The following is a 15,356-nucleotide window of genomic DNA, read 5'->3' as shown; positions in this document are numbered from 1 at the left end:
CACGCCATTACATTGGCATGGCCATCGCATAGCTAATCCGCCCGCCCCCCTGCGCCAATAGCATTGAAGTTTCCCCGCTCCGGCTGTCGATTAATGTCAGTTCGATCTGCACTCGGTTATTCTGCATTGCAGTTGCAATAACATCGGCAATATCACCGGAATTAAAGCCTCCCGCCGACTCTGGATAAATAGGCGATATAGATGTAGAAGCTGTTGCAGGAAATGTATTCATTAGATTGCTGGCTACAGCCTGCTCAGATGAAATAGGAGGTAATGATGACAACAGTGGCCAAATATAATAATCCGTTGGTTGATTATCACTCCACGTATCATCAGCTTCCAGATCAAATGTATTCTTATCAGAATAAGATTTGTTTCCCAGATTAAATATATCCGTCAATGGATTCGGTTCAGGCTGAGGTAATGTAAGTCCTGGAATAGCACCCGCCATAGCTTCTTTATAGACTAATGGTTCAGCATTTTTGAACTCAGAGTAATCTTGGTACTTTTTGCGAAAACCATCAGTCATAAAACCAAGCTTAAGCATTTCTTTTTCATATCGATTTAGCTGTTGATAAAAATCCGAATCATTATATGCCGAGCGCATTTTATCGGATTCTTCGCCACTGATTACCCCAAGGGTTCGCGTAATGGCGAAGCTATCTAGACCATACGTCATCAGATCAGTTACTCCTCCTATACCATCAGCTATAGAGCCATCGGAAACTAGAGCGCCATATAATTTATTGGATACTTTATCTTTCAACCCATCCCAAGCCGCACTTAACTCATTAGTCTTGCGGTCTAGTTCTGTTAACTGCGTATTGAGTTCAGGGTCAATCATTAACCCAAATCTAGTCGATTTAGCCAGTAAGTCCCTTAGCCGTACACCCTCTCGTAATAACTCAATAGCATTACTGTCCAAGCCAAGAGAACTAATCAACGTGCTTTGTGCTTTGGGATCCATTTGCGAAAAATCATTGGCAATGTTAGCCATAGTTGCAGGAACATCCGCTGTACCATTTTTATTACTGATAATTTCAAAACCGAAGTTACGTAGCTGAGCTAATCCCTTCTCATTACGCCCCCAAAGCATATCATTCAACTGACTATAGAGCTGCTCAGTCGATTTGATTGAAGCATTTTGCTCAGCACCGCGAATGCGCATAGCACCACTAATCTGGCTAAATTGGTTAATAGGCGCACTGACATTTAGAGCTGCCGTATTTACTGTATGAGCCTGCTCAGCCGCTCTATTTAGCCCGCTGGCAACCTCAGCGCCAGCTGTATAAATAAGATTAGCTCGTCTGGTTAATTTATAAATATTTTTCGCTCTATCTGAAGTTTTATCCTCCTGGCTTTCTAAAGCTGCGCCAACAGTATTACCTTTAAAACTCTTATTATATTTTTCAAGACGTTTTTCTATCCTCTTAATTGGGAGAGGAATTACCTGATCAACCGCCACAACACTTTTACGTAGTTCATAAAATTGAGGCACTAATTCTTTTACTGCCTTATTCATACGCTTAACTGACTCAGTTATCTGAGCATTAGTGGTTAATTCAAAATCAAATTTATTAGCCATTTTTGCCAGCCTTAATTTTATTAATCCGCTCGGCCTGCTGGCACCACCACATTAATTTACTGTAGGTCAGGGACCAGGCATCGCCCGGCCCCCAGCTATAGTAGTAAGTGACGTCAGCGATTATTTCGCGCCATCGTCCCCCATTGGGGAGTAGGCTAAAAAACCCATCATGTAGACCTCGCAAGCTTTGTAGTCGGTGAAAGCCATCTTTTTGATGGCCTCACGCGGTACCCCAGACACTAATGCAATCAGCAATCCCATGCCGCTAAGTGAACCGGTCTTGGTTTGCTCATCGTAAAATTGCTGCACTTGCAATAGAGTGGGTTCGCAGAGTTCGACCACCTCATAAGTGGTCTTGGTAGCCTCGTGCGAAATGGGTTTAACCAGCGAAATGGTTTTACTGCGCTCCAATTCAGCCATATCAGTTCTCCGTCACCGAACCGCCTTCCCAACTGACATCAACCGTACCTTCGGTACTGTCCACCACCAAAGTACTCACTGACCACATGCCGCTACCGATAATGGTTTTGCCGTTAGCCAATTCACACACGATATTGACATTGGTTTGGTCATTGAAGTCACTGATAGAAACACCGCCACTATCGCGGATGGTGCAAGAAATTGACGGTGCAACCACGGTTTCTTTATAGCCGTGAATGCCGTCCATCCCCATCACGGTTTCACGTTTAACTTTTGACGGGCTGTATTTGAACTGACCGGCGACCATGATAGTAATGCCATCAACAGTGACATAAGCGGTACCCGCCAGGCGGTTTGAAGAATCGCTCATAATTTATTTCCTTTTATTTTTAACGAGTTGAGAATTAGCAGATGGCAGTTAAACTGCAGCTTGCAGACGGAATTGATTGAGTACCGCGAAGATACGCAGCTGATTAATCAGTACACCGGTCCACAACACATCGACGCGATTTGGGTTACTGGTGTTTTTCTCAACAATCAGCCCGCGGGCGAAACCTTTGGCGTCCTGCACATAGCCATTAAATTCCAATGTCTGATACTGGGCAATAAGCTCAGCACGAATAACATTGGGGGTGATAATCGCCGAACCGGCGGCAAAACGGGTGCCATCTGCGGCTAACTTCATACGAGCAAACTTAGAGGTCACTTGCGTACGCAGGTAGCGGGTGACAAACATCAGCAAGAACAAGGTTTCGATTTGCAGGTAACTATCATCTTCAGCACCGTATTTATTGGTCTGATAGGTAGTAATGATATTTTCCACTTGGACCCTACCGTCATCCGCCACTGTCACGGTGGATATACCACTGTGCAACAGGTTATTGCGCTCCGTTAGAGTGAAACGGCTAGATAATGGCGGAGCCAGCACCCCACTGACCGCCAGTGTTTGCAATGGGCGACCGGGATCATTGCGCAGGCTCTGAGCAATTGCCCCCACATAAGCTGCTGACCAGATGTAGGCCGGAGTCGGTGAGTTATGAATGCCCAGCAATGAAGCATGTTGATCATTACGTAGCTCTCCGGCAGCGGTCAGTTGGCCATAAGTGCCCGATTGCGCGGCGAAACTGTGCCCATACAACTGCTGGCTGTAGCTCCAACGTCCAGTGCTATCGGAGAGAAAAGCTTTGATAGCATCCAATGACGCCGTATCGGTATAAGGGTTAATGATGAAATCGAAGGTGCGATCCTGCAAATTCGCCAGGCCATCAGCCAGTTCAGGCACACCGGCGCCACCAGCCATCGGGGTCATCGTCAGGACCAGACTGTCTGGGGTTACTTCCCCACCTGCACTGCCTAAGTAGTTCAAACGCAAGTCAATATTATTACCGTGCGCGCCTTTATTTTTCGCTGTCAGGACGACGACGCCATCTTCCGCCGCCACACCTTCGGCATGAACAACCGTCACGGGCAATTCGGGTTTGCTCTCAATGGCCGCAGCCAGTGCGGCGGCAACAGCATTAGCATCATCGGTCGCAACCACGGTGGTTTGTACCCGAATACCGCCGATATACAGTGAAATGACCCCAGTTGCCGAGGCTGGCGTGGTGACAGTGATTTTGCCCGTAGCAGCCACCATGGCATCAGTATCACTCAGCGGAAGAAGATAAATTTCACCGGCAGTGTCGTTCGCCAAATAAGCCGCCATTTGCCCATGTAGCATCGAACCGGCCCCGGCTAAACCGGCCACTGTCGCCGTTGATGAAACCAGTAATGGCACATTGGCTGGCAAACTACTTTCTGGCAAAGTTTGTCCGATAATCAAAGTCCGCTGAGTAGTACTCGCCGTATTAGCCTGGGAATTATCAAATTCCGCAAAGAACAGCGGCGTGCGCAAATTGCTTGGGATATTAGTGAAAGGAATGGTCATAGTTTTGTACTCTCCGTTGTTGATACTTCAAATGCAGATATCACTGATTTAGCGGCTATCTGCATCACATCGCCGTCTTGAATTCGACGGCGCCAAAATGTGTTATCAGGAACCTCAGTACCCGATTCAGGCAAAAAGGTGCCCTTGACCGGGTCACGTACCGCGCGACCAGTCATAGGTTTGACGAACATAGGGTTACTCCGGGAAGGTGATGGCGATCAGCGGGTCGGTGGTGCCATCGGGCATAGCAATAGTGACGTCGATGCCCGCCAATGGCGTGGTTTCCAGCGGGAAGAAATCTTCCGGCCCTTGGTAATACTCCAGATCCAACTCTACTTTGACTTCAGCAAAGTGCTGCTCACTGCTGGTGTCGATACCCATGGTGGTGCGCACTTTGGCAAATTGCTGAATCTGCCGGGTCAACTCATAGCTGTTAATCACCGCGCGTTGAATTTGCTCACACAAACGCTCAAGTGCAGCAGCTGCTGCAGTGACCCGATTTTCCGTCTCACTCAGTTGGATATGCCCACTGATTCGCAAAGTGGTCATGGTCTTAAACTGCGGCGCATTACGGCCAATGGACTCTTTAACTTCCATCGGTGTTTGCAACAAAATGGCCGGATAAGTCGTTAGCGGCCAGGCGTCAGTTGAATAGATCCGATCTTCAGCATCGGTTTTTCCTACTAGCGCTGCGGCTGCCAGTTGCCTGATTTGAGCTGCATTCATGATTTCACCCGATAGAAAATGCGAATTCCGACATCAATACATGCCATGATTATTCTCCTGATAGATAGTTGCCCCATTAGGGGATAAAGCTCGAGCGGCCACTAAGGGCGAGTCACCGAACAGCGGGAATTTCTCAGGGGCGCAGGGAGTTACGCCAATGGATAACCTCATCTAACCGCCCTTTGCAGATGAGCAACTCCCGCTTGAGGGTCAGGGCATATAAGGCGCTATCACCCCATGTTGATCCGGTAAACTCGGGGATTTCACATGCAGTCATCGCCGACTCTGGCGGCAATAACAGCGGGGGATTGACTAAAAGAGTGCGCGGTTTATTCGCGCAGGATGCTAATACCAGACTCAGGCATGCGGCTAACAGCACAGTTGTCAGTTGCCGACGCAGCCGCAAAACGCTTGAGACGATCCTCGGTTTCATGTCGTAACGCCCTTTCGTTTTCTAACTGTCGGGCGGCGGCCGCTCGATTGGCGGCGTCGTTTAACTGATAGGCATCAATGATGTTACCCAACGTCTGATTCACCAGTTGTTCCGCCTGTAACTGTGTATGTTCTTGTTTTTGCTTAGCGCTAAGCCGATAAGTATTTGCTGTAAGGCCAAGGAGCAAGAACAACAGCAACCCAATGCTGATAATCCGTCGCTTCATTTATCCTCCGCGGCTTTTTTCGCCACCGATAGGGGCATCAAGCACAGCTCGCGTTCTATCTCGCGCCGATTAATCAAACCTTGCCACCGTTTACCGCCCGCCATAATCCAGCGCCGTAACTCGTCGCACGCAGTAGCCATATCGCCACTATTCAATTTTTTTAATAAAGTTGAGTTGATGAATGCGGTTTGACCGACGTTGTAGGTAAAAGAGTAGAGTGCTGCCCGGGTGTATTCCCCGATGGGAACCTGTACGGCGCTATCAACCCGCGCCTTTACTGGCAGTAAATCCCGCTGTAGCAGAGCATCACACTCCTGATCGCTGTACTGCTTATGGCGAATAATATCGCTGCCAGTGTGGCCATCGCATACCGTCAGAACCCCCGCGACATCATAATAAGCACGATATTCGCGGCCCTCGATGCCGCCATGCCCGCCAAGTAATACTCCGGCAATCGCAATAGCACCTCCGGCAGCAGCGCCCAACACTTTGTTGCGTAATGCTGGTGTCATATCAGCTCTCCATCTTGTGCAATGCGTCATTGCATACCGCAATGGCGGCTGGAATATTCTCTATTGTTTTATTCCGTAAAAAATCTCGTAATATTTCGGTTCGACGTTGCTCCTCTTTAATTATTGCGGCCTTCTCATGTAAATTGACGTAATAAGTTTTAATCGTGAATATCACGCTAATCACTGTGCCGAGAATAAAGATGTAATCCTGTAAGCTCAGAGCCGAAAATAGTGCCAGCGATCCTGTCCACCAATATGGCAGTTGACTTTGTTCATTCATTTATTACCTCCCATTCTGATACACTGGAACGTATTACCAACAGAAACAGGAAAGCCCCGACATTGCGAGGCTTTCCTGTTTTTAATCAGTATGTAACTAACCAGTGATATCAGACTAATATACTTTTTGCGGACCGCGCTAATGTTTTTTAATGAATATTTAAAAAATTATTTGTTTACACTAACAATCAGAATTATAAAAAGAAAAACCCCGCATTAGCGAGGTCTTAAAATATTATTCTTGCGTAACATACCAACCAGTAATATCAGACTAATACACTTTTTGCGGACCGCGTTAATGTTTTTTCATAAATATGTAAGTTTTCAATTAATGGGTCCATTTCTAATTTTACATTCAACATAGCCAGACAACCATCAATAAAGCCTTCAGCCATTTGCATATTAATCCTTACCAGCTTTTCATCTCTTTTTTGCTGACGTGCAATAGCTCGCTTTGATTGGTTAAGAACATAATGACGAATAATCAATTCATATTCATCTGGTCGGTATTGTTTTAATCGCGCCACACAACCATCTACGACTAAGCCATCATCATCACAGCAGGAGGCTTTACTTTTAGAGGTATCGGGCAAAAGCCCTTTGAAGCCAGCGGCAATAGATGAATAATCCAGCCCCGAGCTATATCTCGCCCAAACCCCCCAGCGCGCTAATACTAATTGAATATCTCTCATGCCCGGCATCTTCTGACTATGGTTTCCGGCTTTCGGGCCGTTGATTGAACTCATATATAGCTACTCCACAAAAGGCGGGGTCACAGGATGACACCTCAACCTATCGATTGTTCAGCAACGGAAACCCCAATACGCCTGGCTGCCGTCTTCTTGTGATAACCAGAGCAACTCACGGCACGAAGGCTGATGACACGACTAACAGTGCGTGTTGCAGGTGCGATTCCATGCGTTTCTCTTATATATTTTGATTGATTATTACCGCAAGTGATTTTATAGTCAATACCGCAGGTGATTGGATATTATTGCTAACGGTAATAAAATTGACTGATGAAAAAGAAGCCATTGACGCCAGAACAGTTAGACGACGCTAAACGGCTGAAAGAGCTGTTTAATGCCAAGAAGAAAGCACTGGGTATATCCCAGGAATCGGTTGCGCACGAATTGGGCGTGGGCCAAAGTGCGGTTAACCAATTTCTGAACGGTATAAATCCGCTCAATGTGACCAATGCCGCTGCTTTTGCCAAAGTGTTGAATGAACCTATCAGCAGCTTTAGCCCTTCATTGGCAAAAGAGTTGGCGAAGATGGCTGAAAGTTTGTCTATATCTACCCGCAGCGGACTAAATGATAAACCGGCGGGATCGGTTGCCAACAGTTATCCGCTGATCAGTTGGATCAGTGCGGGCAACTGGTATGAAGCAATAGAGCCCTATACCCTGCGCGATATTGAAATTTGGCCGGAGTCGACCAAGAATGCACATGACAATGCATTTTGGTTGAGTGTAAAAGGCGATTCTATGACCTCGCCGTCAGGTATCAGTTTTCCCGAAGGGATGATTATTCTCGTCGATCCGGAAAAAGAACCGATGCCAGGTAATTTTGTTGTCGCCAAACTCACTGATGATAACGAAGCCACATTTAAGAAATTGATCGTCGACGCCGGAGTTAAGTATTTGAAACCATTGAATCCTGCCTACCGATTAATTGAACTCAATGGTAACTGCAAGATACTCGGTGTCGTGGTCGATGCCCGCTGGTTAGAGATAGATTAACCAGATACATCTATTCTGATCATTTTACTGCTTCGGCAAAAAAATCTAAATTGCCTGCATAAACAAGCAGATAAAATCTCAAACAAAAAATAACCGCCAGTGATTACTCAATAAATCACCTGCGGTTATTTTTAATATAACCAAATCGCCTAAAAAACAGTCAGTTAACCTAATTCCTTGCCCACAAAGCTAAAATCCTATTGTCTCACACCCAATATAACTGTATATTAATACAGTATTTTAATTTGAGAAAACTTAGGAAGAAGCGATGCGAGTTGAATTAATTTATGACAAACGGAATGTCGCCGGCCTGACCAATGCGAATGAAATGATTAAGGCGGAGCTGACCAAGCGCGTACACCAGGTATTTCCTGATGCAGAAGTTAAGGTCAAGCCGATGCAAGCTAACGGCATAAATACCGATGCCAGCAAACAAGAGAAATCGGTACTCAATCGTTTAGTTGAAGAGATGTTTGACGAGGCCGACCAGTGGTTAGTCAGTGAATCATGATTATCTTATAAGCTCGAATATTTAGCATCAATCTAGATACATCCCCGGATTTCAGCCGATTGGTGCTTATTTTACCCTTTAAATTTTTCTATTTTTTTCAACTTTATCGCTATTCAATCCAATAAAATCAAGATCAAAAAACAACCAAGTTTATGTTTTCATTGGAAATCGATATCAACAAAATGGACCACTGTCGTCACTATTACATAAAAAAGAATTAACAATGGTGCATATATTACACTTTGTTACTGTGACTCAGCTCAAGTTTCCCTACGCCAAGCCGTTACTTGAATCATGCATTCCCCTTTACTTAGGACGCTCTATGCTTGATTCCATTCGTTCACGTATCTTGGCTGCCTGTATCATTATCGTGGCGGGTTCCCTTGCCATTAATACTTACTTTAACTATTCCGTTGCTAACAAATATAACAGCAGTGCCATTGATAATACTCTGACGGCAGTGACTGCCAGTCATGGTGTTGGCATTGCAGACTGGGTCGCCTCTAAAACACAAATGATTGTGTCACTCAAAGACACGGCTCTGGCGGCTGATCCAACCGCCGCACTGCGTCAGGTTGCGGCGGCCGGTAATTTTATTAATGTGTATATTGGTTACGCGAATAAGACTGCCATCTTCTCTAATCCTGAGGGTATTCCTGCAGGTTACGACCCCACTGGACGCCCATGGTATTTGCAAGCTGTGAAAGCAGGAAAGCCTGTCGTCACGCCGCCTTATGTCGATGCCGGAACAAATCAGTTAGTGGTCACCTTTGCCTTACCCATCATCCAAGATGGCAGTGTTAAAGGGGTATTGGCTGCCGATGTCACCATGGACAGTGTGATTGCAAACGTAAAATCTATACACCCAGCGGAAGGTAGCTTCGGGATGTTGATTGATGCTGATGGCACCATCATCGCCCACCAAGACGCGCAATTAACCCTCAAACCACTGAGTGAAATTGCCCCCACACTGGATCTTAAGGCACTCTTGTCCGCCACTCAGCCTATGACTGCCGACATCGGTGGCAGCAGTAAGTTATTGCTGGCGCAGGCCGTGCCGGGTACACAATGGTTTACTGTTGTGGCACTGGACAAAGCTCAGTCTACTGCCGGGATGCGCTCATTATTAACCACTTCGCTGGTGACGCTGATTGTGATTATCCTCATTGCCGCAGTGATTATTGGCCTTATTACCCAGCGCGCTCTGACACCACTGACCCACGTGCATAAAGCCATGGATGCAATCAGTTCGGGTACCGAGGATTTAACACAGCGTTTGCCGGTAGAAGGCCGTGATGAAGTGGCAAAAATAGCGCGTTCATTCAATAACTTTGCTGACAAACTCAGTGCTGTCATGGCTCAAATTCGCGATACCAGTGAGTCGGTAAGAATTGCCGCCAATGAAATTGCCGCTGGAAATCAGGACTTGTCGGGCCGAACTGAATCAGCGGCCGCCAGCTTGCAACAAACCTCTGCGGCATTAGAACAAATTTCAGCAACTGTGGCTCAGTCGGCCAGTGCAGCAAGGCAAGCTAACACTGCGGTGCTCTCCGCAGCCAATGATGCCTCGCGTGGTGGCGATGTTATCGCCAAAGTTATCACCACCATGGAATCAATTGAGGCAGCATCTGGCAAAATCGGCGATATCACCAGCGTGATTGATGGTATTGCCTTCCAGACGAATATTTTGGCACTGAATGCGGCGGTAGAAGCTGCCCGAGCAGGTGAACAAGGTCGCGGTTTTGCCGTGGTTGCCGGTGAAGTGCGCACATTGGCACAACGCAGTGCACAAGCCGCGAAAGAGATAAAAACATTAATTGAATCAACCGTCAGCAGTGTAGCCTCCGGTTCGGGTCAGGTACGTCAAGCCAGTAATACCATGACCGAGATTGTCAGCAGCGTCTCTGATGTCACCACCATCATGTCAGAAATCACCAACGCCGCAGATGAACAGATGCGCGGCATTCATGAAATCAATAGTGCAGTGGCTCAATTGGATACCATGGTGCAACAAAATGCGGCACTGGTGCAGGAATCAACTGCCGCCTCTGCGGCATTACAAGCTCAGGCGGCTGATTTGACCGGTGCCGTGAATCAATTCAGAATCTAGTGCATCAAATTCAATAAAAACTGAGGGTTAGCTTCAGCGGGTGGTCATTAAACCCGCTGGAACGCCCTACTCCAGCACTATCCGTGCGCCAATCTTAATCGGCGCAAAATTCTCTTGTGAAACACCGGCTTCAGCTAACGCCAGCGCTAATTGTTGCGGCGGCTCATCCAGTGACTCATCGGCCAATTCAAATACCCCCCAATGCATAGGCACTGTCATAGGTTGCTGTAATTGCTTAAATAATTGTACCGACTGCTGCGGATCCATATGTTGTGCATTCATAAACCAGCGCGGAGCATAAGCGCCAATAGGCAAGGCCGCGTAGTTGAATGGCCCCAATCTTTCACCAATGGTCAACAGTTGCTGGCAATAGCCGGTATCTCCGGTGAAATAGAAGTTAACATTGTCGCGTTTAACCACCCAGCCCGACCATAGACTTTGGTTACGATCCCACGGCGTGCGCATACTCCAATGGCGCGCTGGGACACAATGAAACTCAAATTCAGCAGCCAGATGCTTGTCCCACCAATCCAACTCATGAACATGCTGCGCACCATGTTGTACGAACCAACTTTTTAGCCCTAGTGGCGCCAAAAAAACCACCTCGGGGAAGCGCCGGATTAATTGGGTAATGGTCGTCACATCCAGATGGTCATAGTGATTGTGAGAAATCACCACCACATCAATAGGTGGCAACTCTTTTACACTGGCGGGAGCCGGGGTTCGGCGTGCTGGCCCATAAAAATTGAGGGGCGAAGCACGGCAAGAGAGTACCGGGTCGAACAGGACAGTTTTCCCCCCGACGCGCAATAATAATGAGGCATGACCCAACCACCATAAGGCATCTTGTTGACCACCGAAATCCGCCGCTTGCCACCAGTCAGTGACAAACTGGGCATAACCCTGCTGCGGAGGTTTGGGTAACGACTGGCGTTTGCGCTCTTCGCGCCAACGTTTTAGATCCTGCGGATGGTGGATAACAGGTTCCAGATTCTGAAATCCAAATTCGGTGTGGTGTGGCTTACTGGCATCATAATAGGGGTTTTTCTTCGCCATTTTACATCCTTCACTGCTAGCCACTGGTGCAGCCAGAATACATTCATATGCTACGGAACCATTCCCATATATCAAATATTGATATTTTCACTATGTACGCAACAGACTTAATACAGATGCCGATTTTTCATGCCATTGATTAAAATCTTGCCACATTTGTCACGGTGATGATTGCCGTAAAAGAGCATTATCACTCATTAGTATTCTTATGGATATTTTGTTTTTTTGCCGAATATTCCCTCCATCCATTAACTTGATTCACATCAATTTTTACTGTAATTCGCGCCATTTCAGACCGAAAAACCCTTTTTCGTGATCGACCACTCATTTTTATGAACGCCATACCTTTATAAAGAAAACGCTTATCCATTATTAATGAAACATTGTTTTAATTTGAGGTGGCGGTAAAAATGAGTAAAGCTATTACAACAAGACATACCTTGGCGTATGGGAGCGCCAACTTACTGGGGAGCGGCGCACTGGCAATTAGCGGTGCCTGGCTGATGTATTTCTACACCACCTTTTGCGGACTCTCTGTCGTAGAAGCTGCCACTATCTTTTCAATCGCCAGTATTATCGATGCCATTAGTAACCCGGTTATGGGTTATATCACAGATAACTTTTACAATACTCGACTGGGCCGCATCTTTGGCCGCCGTCGCTTCTTCATTTTACTGGGGATCCCACTGGTATTGGTCTATCCAATGCTGTGGATGAGTGGCTTTGGCTTCTGGTATTACTTACTGACCTACGCGCTGTTTGAACTGATTTACACCTCGATCATGGTGCCTTATGAAACACTGGCAACCGAGATGACCACCGATTTTGCCAAGCGCTCAAAACTGACGGGTTCTAAAGCTATCTTTGGCAAAGTCGCTAACTTTTTAGCTGCTTTCATTCCCGGCCAGTTTATTGCCATTTATGGTAAAGATTCAGCGACGCCATTCCTCTATACCGGGATCGCCTATGGTCTGATTATGTGCTGCGCCATGATCTGGCTTTACAGTTCATCTTGGGAACGTCCAGCCAGCGAAGTGGTTAGAGAAACCACGAGCAGCTTAGGCCAAGCCCTGAAAAAACTCTGTGTGGATATGGCATCAACTTTCCATCTGCGCATTTTCCGCAAACACTTGGGGATGTATTTGTTTGGTTTTGGTGCTGAATGGTTGTTCGCTTCCGCATTTACTTACTTTATTATTTTTGGTTTAGGTCAGGATGCCGCGCTGGTCTCTCAGCTCAATAGTTTTAGCTCAATCATGCAGCTGATTTCTACCGCGATCTTTATTGGTATCTGCGTCAAAATGGGCTTTGCTCGCCCGTTCCGTATCGCGCTGCAAGTCGTGATTGTCAGTGTGATTGCGTATGCCGCACTCTATTTTACTGGCTGGTCTCAGACCACCACAGTGATTGTGTTGTTCTGCATCACTGCTGTTTTCGGTTTGAGTACCGGCGGCATCTACTACATCCCATGGACGGTTTATACCTTCCTGGCTGATGTGGACGAAGTATTAACCGGCCGTCGCCGTGAAGGGATCTATGCCGGGGCCATGACTTTTGCCGGTAAAATGGTGCGCTCGATTATCGTCTTCGCCATGGGGTGGACGTTAAGTCGCTTTGGTTTTGTCTCCGGGCAATCGAGTCAGCCGGAAATGGCTGTGCAAGCCATTGTCGGGGTCTTCGCTATCGGCGTTATTGCTCTAGCATTAGTGGCTATCTACTACACCACGCAGATGAAACTGGACCGTAAAAACCACAAAATCCTGCTGGAAGAAATTGAGCGAATCAAAGGTGGCGGTGCCATGGCTGATATCCCAACCCATGCTCGAGCCGTCGCGGAAGAACTCACCGGCTGGAAATACGAACAGTGTTGGGGCAATAACCCACTCGGTATGAAAGAGTCATCTAACGTGGTGCCTAAACCGGTCACTGAAAGCTAATAGATGTCTGATAGTCAGCGCAAGCCGCACCGGCCCTAACCCGGTGCGGTTTTTTATCATGCTGAATATCATTACCATTCTACTATTTCCCCTCTCCCGCTTTCCCTTTCTATCATGCTATGGTGTTTAGCTCCCCTTTTCTCCAACAGGATATTGGCTAAAATGATTGTAAGAACTTGGCATGGTTGTGTCCCAGTAAAATATGCGGAAGGATTCAGGCAGCATTTGGAGCTCACCGGTGTGCAACATGCCCAAGGAATTGCAGGGAATAGAGGTGCATTTGTACGCCATGAAACTCAGGGGATGTGGGAGCATTTCTTTTTAGCCACTTACTGGCAAGATATTAATGCCGTTAAAGCATTCGCTGGCGAGAATTATCAGGTGGCAGTCACCTATCCCGATGACGAACAGTTCGAATTACTCTCAGACCCTTACGTTTTTCAGCACGAGGTTCGTCAGATATCCCCTATCTAAGCCACGTCTAATGTAATAACAGGATATAAAGCAGAAAAAACAGAGTGGCTCTCTTTGTGGGTTGACTCGCAATGAGGCCACTGGCCCGATAAGTTCTGCCCGCTAATGTAAATTATTCGTCTATCTGAAAATTTCAGCATGTTTTATACAAATATCCGATTACTATAAGTCCACGACCACTTATTTATTTTTTGAACATGGACAAAAGATTGCTGAAACATTTCTCCGCCCCATTGCTGGCTGCAGCATTATTTACAATCCCTATGCACAGCTATGCCAATACTGAGCTTTTGACATCACAAGTTGTTGATCAATATGCTGAACATATCTTCTATAACAGTGGGGCCATGGGAATGGCACTGGTGGTTATCGATAATAACCAAGTGGTCAACCGCAGCTTTGGTGAAACCAAGCCCGGTAATAATCTGCGCCCGCGGCCAGACTCATTGATTCGCATTGCTTCTATCACCAAGCTGATGACCAGTGAAGTGATGGTTAAGCTGGCTGAAGATGGCACGGTAAAATTGACCGACCCACTGCGAAAATATGCGCCAAGTGGGGCCAAAGTTCCGGCTTATAATAGTAAGCAGCCAATTACCCTGCTGAATTTGGCCAGCCATACCAGCGGCCTGCCGCGTGAACAGCCGGGTGGCCCGCAGAAAAGGCCAGTGTTTACCTGGCCGACTAAAGATAACCGCTGGCAGTGGCTTAAACAGGCAACTGTCGCTGTTCCCCCCGGTGTAAAAGCGGCTTATTCCAATTTGGCCTACGATTTGCTGGCGGATGCACTTTCACGAGCCTCTGGCAAACCTTATACCAGCTTATTGCGCGATAAAATCACCGCTCCGTTAGGCATGCGCAATACCACCCTCACCCCGACGGCAGAGCAATGTAGCCGTTTGATGGTTGGTGTTGGCAGCAGCCGTTGTGAGAACACCACAGCCGCCGCTGGCAGCGGTGGGATTTACTCAACACCGGAGGATATGCAGCGCTGGATGCAGCAATTCTTATCTTCAGATAACAGCGCGCGTAAGAATTCAGCCAAACGTGAACAAACCCTGTATTTCCAACGCCGCGACTTAGTTTCATTAAAAGGGATGGATGTTGCCGGTCAGGCAGATGCACTGGGTTTGGGATGGGTTTATATGGCACCCAATGATGAACTACCGGGAATTATGCAAAAAACCGGTGGCGGCGGCGGGTTCATCACCTACATGGCCATGATCCCGGAAAAGAATATCGGCGTCTTCGTGGTAGTGACCCGCACGCAGTTGACTAAATTCACCAATATGAGTGATGGCGTTAATCAGTTGGTGGCCCAACTAGCCAAGAACAGCTAATGCTATTGGCGGCAGCGACGGTAGCTGCCGCCATTTCGATAGATATGAGCCACCCCGCCTCGCTGAGTCGCGATGTAA

General features: G+C 47.1%; 19 protein-coding genes. 6 read left to right on the top strand and 13 right to left on the bottom strand.

Features of this window, described 5'->3' with window-relative positions:
- Window positions 1–7: 7 nt before the first annotated feature.
- From N0H69_RS10590 to N0H69_RS10540, 12 genes are all read right to left on the bottom strand, one after another.
- Window positions 8–1,585, bottom strand: coding sequence for a hypothetical protein (locus N0H69_RS10590; RefSeq protein ID WP_050151020.1), 1,578 nt, complete (start codon window positions 1,583–1,585; stop codon window positions 8–10).
- A 120-nt stretch (window positions 1,586–1,705) separates the two neighbouring features.
- Window positions 1,706–2,005: a phage tail assembly protein gene (locus tag N0H69_RS10585; protein WP_050106159.1), complete on the bottom strand. Its 300-nt coding sequence runs from the start codon at window positions 2,003–2,005 to the stop codon at window positions 1,706–1,708.
- Between the two features lies 1 nt (window position 2,006).
- Window positions 2,007–2,375 carry a phage tail tube protein gene (locus N0H69_RS10580; RefSeq protein WP_004708659.1) on the bottom strand — a complete coding sequence of 123 codons (369 nt, stop codon included), beginning with the start codon at window positions 2,373–2,375 and terminating at the stop codon, window positions 2,007–2,009.
- A gap of 48 nt (window positions 2,376–2,423) precedes the next feature.
- Window positions 2,424–3,932: a phage tail sheath subtilisin-like domain-containing protein gene (locus tag N0H69_RS10575; RefSeq protein WP_050145422.1), complete on the bottom strand. Its 1,509-nt coding sequence runs from the start codon at window positions 3,930–3,932 to the stop codon at window positions 2,424–2,426.
- A complete protein-coding gene (locus tag N0H69_RS10570; RefSeq protein WP_050106157.1) occupies window positions 3,929–4,123 on the bottom strand; it encodes a DUF2635 domain-containing protein in 195 nt (64 codons plus the stop codon). Before N0H69_RS10570 ends, N0H69_RS10575 begins: the two co-directional genes overlap by 4 nt.
- 4 nt (window positions 4,124–4,127) lie before the next feature.
- Window positions 4,128–4,658 (bottom strand): hypothetical protein, encoded by a 531-nt coding sequence (locus tag N0H69_RS10565; RefSeq protein WP_050151019.1) that lies wholly within the window; start codon window positions 4,656–4,658, stop codon window positions 4,128–4,130.
- 33 nt (window positions 4,659–4,691) lie between these two features.
- Window positions 4,692–4,829, bottom strand: coding sequence for a hypothetical protein (locus N0H69_RS10560; protein WP_155410765.1), 138 nt, complete (start codon window positions 4,827–4,829; stop codon window positions 4,692–4,694).
- Window positions 4,792–5,091: an Rz1-like lysis system protein LysC gene (gene lysC / locus N0H69_RS22315; RefSeq protein ID WP_422645779.1), complete on the bottom strand. Its 300-nt coding sequence runs from the start codon at window positions 5,089–5,091 to the stop codon at window positions 4,792–4,794. Before lysC ends, N0H69_RS10560 begins: the two co-directional genes overlap by 38 nt.
- Window positions 4,988–5,317 carry a DUF2570 domain-containing protein gene (locus N0H69_RS10555; protein WP_050145423.1) on the bottom strand — a complete coding sequence of 110 codons (330 nt, stop codon included), beginning with the start codon at window positions 5,315–5,317 and terminating at the stop codon, window positions 4,988–4,990. Before N0H69_RS10555 ends, lysC begins: the two co-directional genes overlap by 104 nt.
- The gene (locus N0H69_RS10550; RefSeq protein WP_050151018.1) at window positions 5,314–5,829 is read right to left on the bottom strand and encodes a lysozyme; all 516 of its coding nucleotides are present in this window, start codon (window positions 5,827–5,829) and stop codon (window positions 5,314–5,316) included. Before N0H69_RS10550 ends, N0H69_RS10555 begins: the two co-directional genes overlap by 4 nt.
- A 1-nt stretch (window position 5,830) precedes the next feature.
- Window positions 5,831–6,109: a hypothetical protein gene (locus N0H69_RS10545; protein ID WP_050120874.1), complete on the bottom strand. Its 279-nt coding sequence runs from the start codon at window positions 6,107–6,109 to the stop codon at window positions 5,831–5,833.
- 265 nt (window positions 6,110–6,374) lie between these two features.
- Window positions 6,375–6,800 (bottom strand): antiterminator Q family protein, encoded by a 426-nt coding sequence (locus N0H69_RS10540; RefSeq protein ID WP_259705583.1) that lies wholly within the window; start codon window positions 6,798–6,800, stop codon window positions 6,375–6,377.
- Window positions 6,801–7,127: 327 nt separating this feature from the next.
- On the opposite strand from N0H69_RS10540, the gene N0H69_RS10535 reads away from it, so the two are divergent.
- The 3 genes from N0H69_RS10535 (at window position 7,128) to N0H69_RS10525 (ending at window position 10,471) form a co-directional block, all read left to right on the top strand.
- A complete protein-coding gene (locus N0H69_RS10535) occupies window positions 7,128–7,850 on the top strand; it encodes a LexA family protein (protein WP_004708676.1) in 723 nt (240 codons plus the stop codon).
- Between the two features lie 268 nt (window positions 7,851–8,118).
- Window positions 8,119–8,361: a DinI-like family protein gene (locus N0H69_RS10530; RefSeq protein WP_050106151.1), complete on the top strand. Its 243-nt coding sequence runs from the start codon at window positions 8,119–8,121 to the stop codon at window positions 8,359–8,361.
- A gap of 322 nt (window positions 8,362–8,683) precedes the next feature.
- Complete coding sequence (locus N0H69_RS10525; RefSeq protein WP_050151017.1) at window positions 8,684–10,471, top strand: methyl-accepting chemotaxis protein; 1,788 nt, start codon at window positions 8,684–8,686, stop codon at window positions 10,469–10,471.
- A gap of 66 nt (window positions 10,472–10,537) precedes the next feature.
- Here N0H69_RS10525 and N0H69_RS10520 read toward each other — a convergent pair whose 3' ends face one another.
- On the bottom strand, window positions 10,538–11,527 hold the full coding sequence (locus N0H69_RS10520; protein WP_050132972.1) for an MBL fold hydrolase: 990 nt from the start codon (window positions 11,525–11,527) through the stop codon (window positions 10,538–10,540).
- Window positions 11,528–11,937: 410 nt separating this feature from the next.
- Here N0H69_RS10520 and N0H69_RS10515 point away from each other — a divergent pair, with 410 nt between their 5' ends.
- From N0H69_RS10515 to ampH, 3 genes are all read left to right on the top strand, one after another.
- Complete coding sequence (locus N0H69_RS10515; RefSeq protein ID WP_050151016.1) at window positions 11,938–13,464, top strand: MFS transporter; 1,527 nt, start codon at window positions 11,938–11,940, stop codon at window positions 13,462–13,464.
- A gap of 162 nt (window positions 13,465–13,626) precedes the next feature.
- The gene (locus tag N0H69_RS10510) at window positions 13,627–13,938 is read left to right on the top strand and encodes a hypothetical protein (protein WP_050151015.1); all 312 of its coding nucleotides are present in this window, start codon (window positions 13,627–13,629) and stop codon (window positions 13,936–13,938) included.
- A gap of 197 nt (window positions 13,939–14,135) precedes the next feature.
- Window positions 14,136–15,278: a D-alanyl-D-alanine-carboxypeptidase/endopeptidase AmpH gene (ampH, locus tag N0H69_RS10505; protein ID WP_050120868.1), complete on the top strand. Its 1,143-nt coding sequence runs from the start codon at window positions 14,136–14,138 to the stop codon at window positions 15,276–15,278.
- Window positions 15,279–15,356 lie beyond the last annotated feature (78 nt).

This window comes from Yersinia alsatica (assembly GCF_025133195.1).
In the GTDB taxonomy this organism is placed as follows: domain Bacteria; phylum Pseudomonadota; class Gammaproteobacteria; order Enterobacterales; family Enterobacteriaceae; genus Yersinia; species Yersinia alsatica.
Note: the sequence above shows the minus strand (reverse complement) of the source record. Positions and strands in the feature narration are given on the sequence as shown.

Coding starts and splice junctions, on each gene's coding strand:
- N0H69_RS10550 (WP_050151018.1), bottom strand. CDS start 5,829: ATGACACCAGCATTACGCAACAAAGTGTTGGGCGCTGCTGCCGGAGGT.
- N0H69_RS10590 (WP_050151020.1), bottom strand. CDS start 1,585: ATGGCTAATAAATTTGATTTTGAATTAACCACTAATGCTCAGATAACT.
- N0H69_RS10510 (WP_050151015.1), top strand. CDS start 13,627: ATGATTGTAAGAACTTGGCATGGTTGTGTCCCAGTAAAATATGCGGAA.
- N0H69_RS10555 (WP_050145423.1), bottom strand. CDS start 5,317: ATGAAGCGACGGATTATCAGCATTGGGTTGCTGTTGTTCTTGCTCCTT.
- N0H69_RS10520 (WP_050132972.1), bottom strand. CDS start 11,527: ATGGCGAAGAAAAACCCCTATTATGATGCCAGTAAGCCACACCACACC.
- N0H69_RS10580 (WP_004708659.1), bottom strand. CDS start 2,375: ATGAGCGATTCTTCAAACCGCCTGGCGGGTACCGCTTATGTCACTGTT.
- N0H69_RS10530 (WP_050106151.1), top strand. CDS start 8,119: ATGCGAGTTGAATTAATTTATGACAAACGGAATGTCGCCGGCCTGACC.
- N0H69_RS10540 (WP_259705583.1), bottom strand. CDS start 6,800: ATGAGAGATATTCAATTAGTATTAGCGCGCTGGGGGGTTTGGGCGAGA.
- N0H69_RS10575 (WP_050145422.1), bottom strand. CDS start 3,932: ATGACCATTCCTTTCACTAATATCCCAAGCAATTTGCGCACGCCGCTG.
- N0H69_RS10535 (WP_004708676.1), top strand. CDS start 7,128: ATGAAAAAGAAGCCATTGACGCCAGAACAGTTAGACGACGCTAAACGG.
- N0H69_RS10565 (WP_050151019.1), bottom strand. CDS start 4,658: ATGAATGCAGCTCAAATCAGGCAACTGGCAGCCGCAGCGCTAGTAGGA.
- N0H69_RS10515 (WP_050151016.1), top strand. CDS start 11,938: ATGAGTAAAGCTATTACAACAAGACATACCTTGGCGTATGGGAGCGCC.
- N0H69_RS10545 (WP_050120874.1), bottom strand. CDS start 6,109: ATGAATGAACAAAGTCAACTGCCATATTGGTGGACAGGATCGCTGGCA.
- ampH (WP_050120868.1), top strand. CDS start 14,136: ATGGACAAAAGATTGCTGAAACATTTCTCCGCCCCATTGCTGGCTGCA.
- N0H69_RS10570 (WP_050106157.1), bottom strand. CDS start 4,123: ATGTTCGTCAAACCTATGACTGGTCGCGCGGTACGTGACCCGGTCAAG.
- N0H69_RS10560 (WP_155410765.1), bottom strand. CDS start 4,829: ATGAGGTTATCCATTGGCGTAACTCCCTGCGCCCCTGAGAAATTCCCG.
- lysC (WP_422645779.1), bottom strand. CDS start 5,091: ATGAAACCGAGGATCGTCTCAAGCGTTTTGCGGCTGCGTCGGCAACTG.
- N0H69_RS10585 (WP_050106159.1), bottom strand. CDS start 2,005: ATGGCTGAATTGGAGCGCAGTAAAACCATTTCGCTGGTTAAACCCATT.
- N0H69_RS10525 (WP_050151017.1), top strand. CDS start 8,684: ATGCTTGATTCCATTCGTTCACGTATCTTGGCTGCCTGTATCATTATC.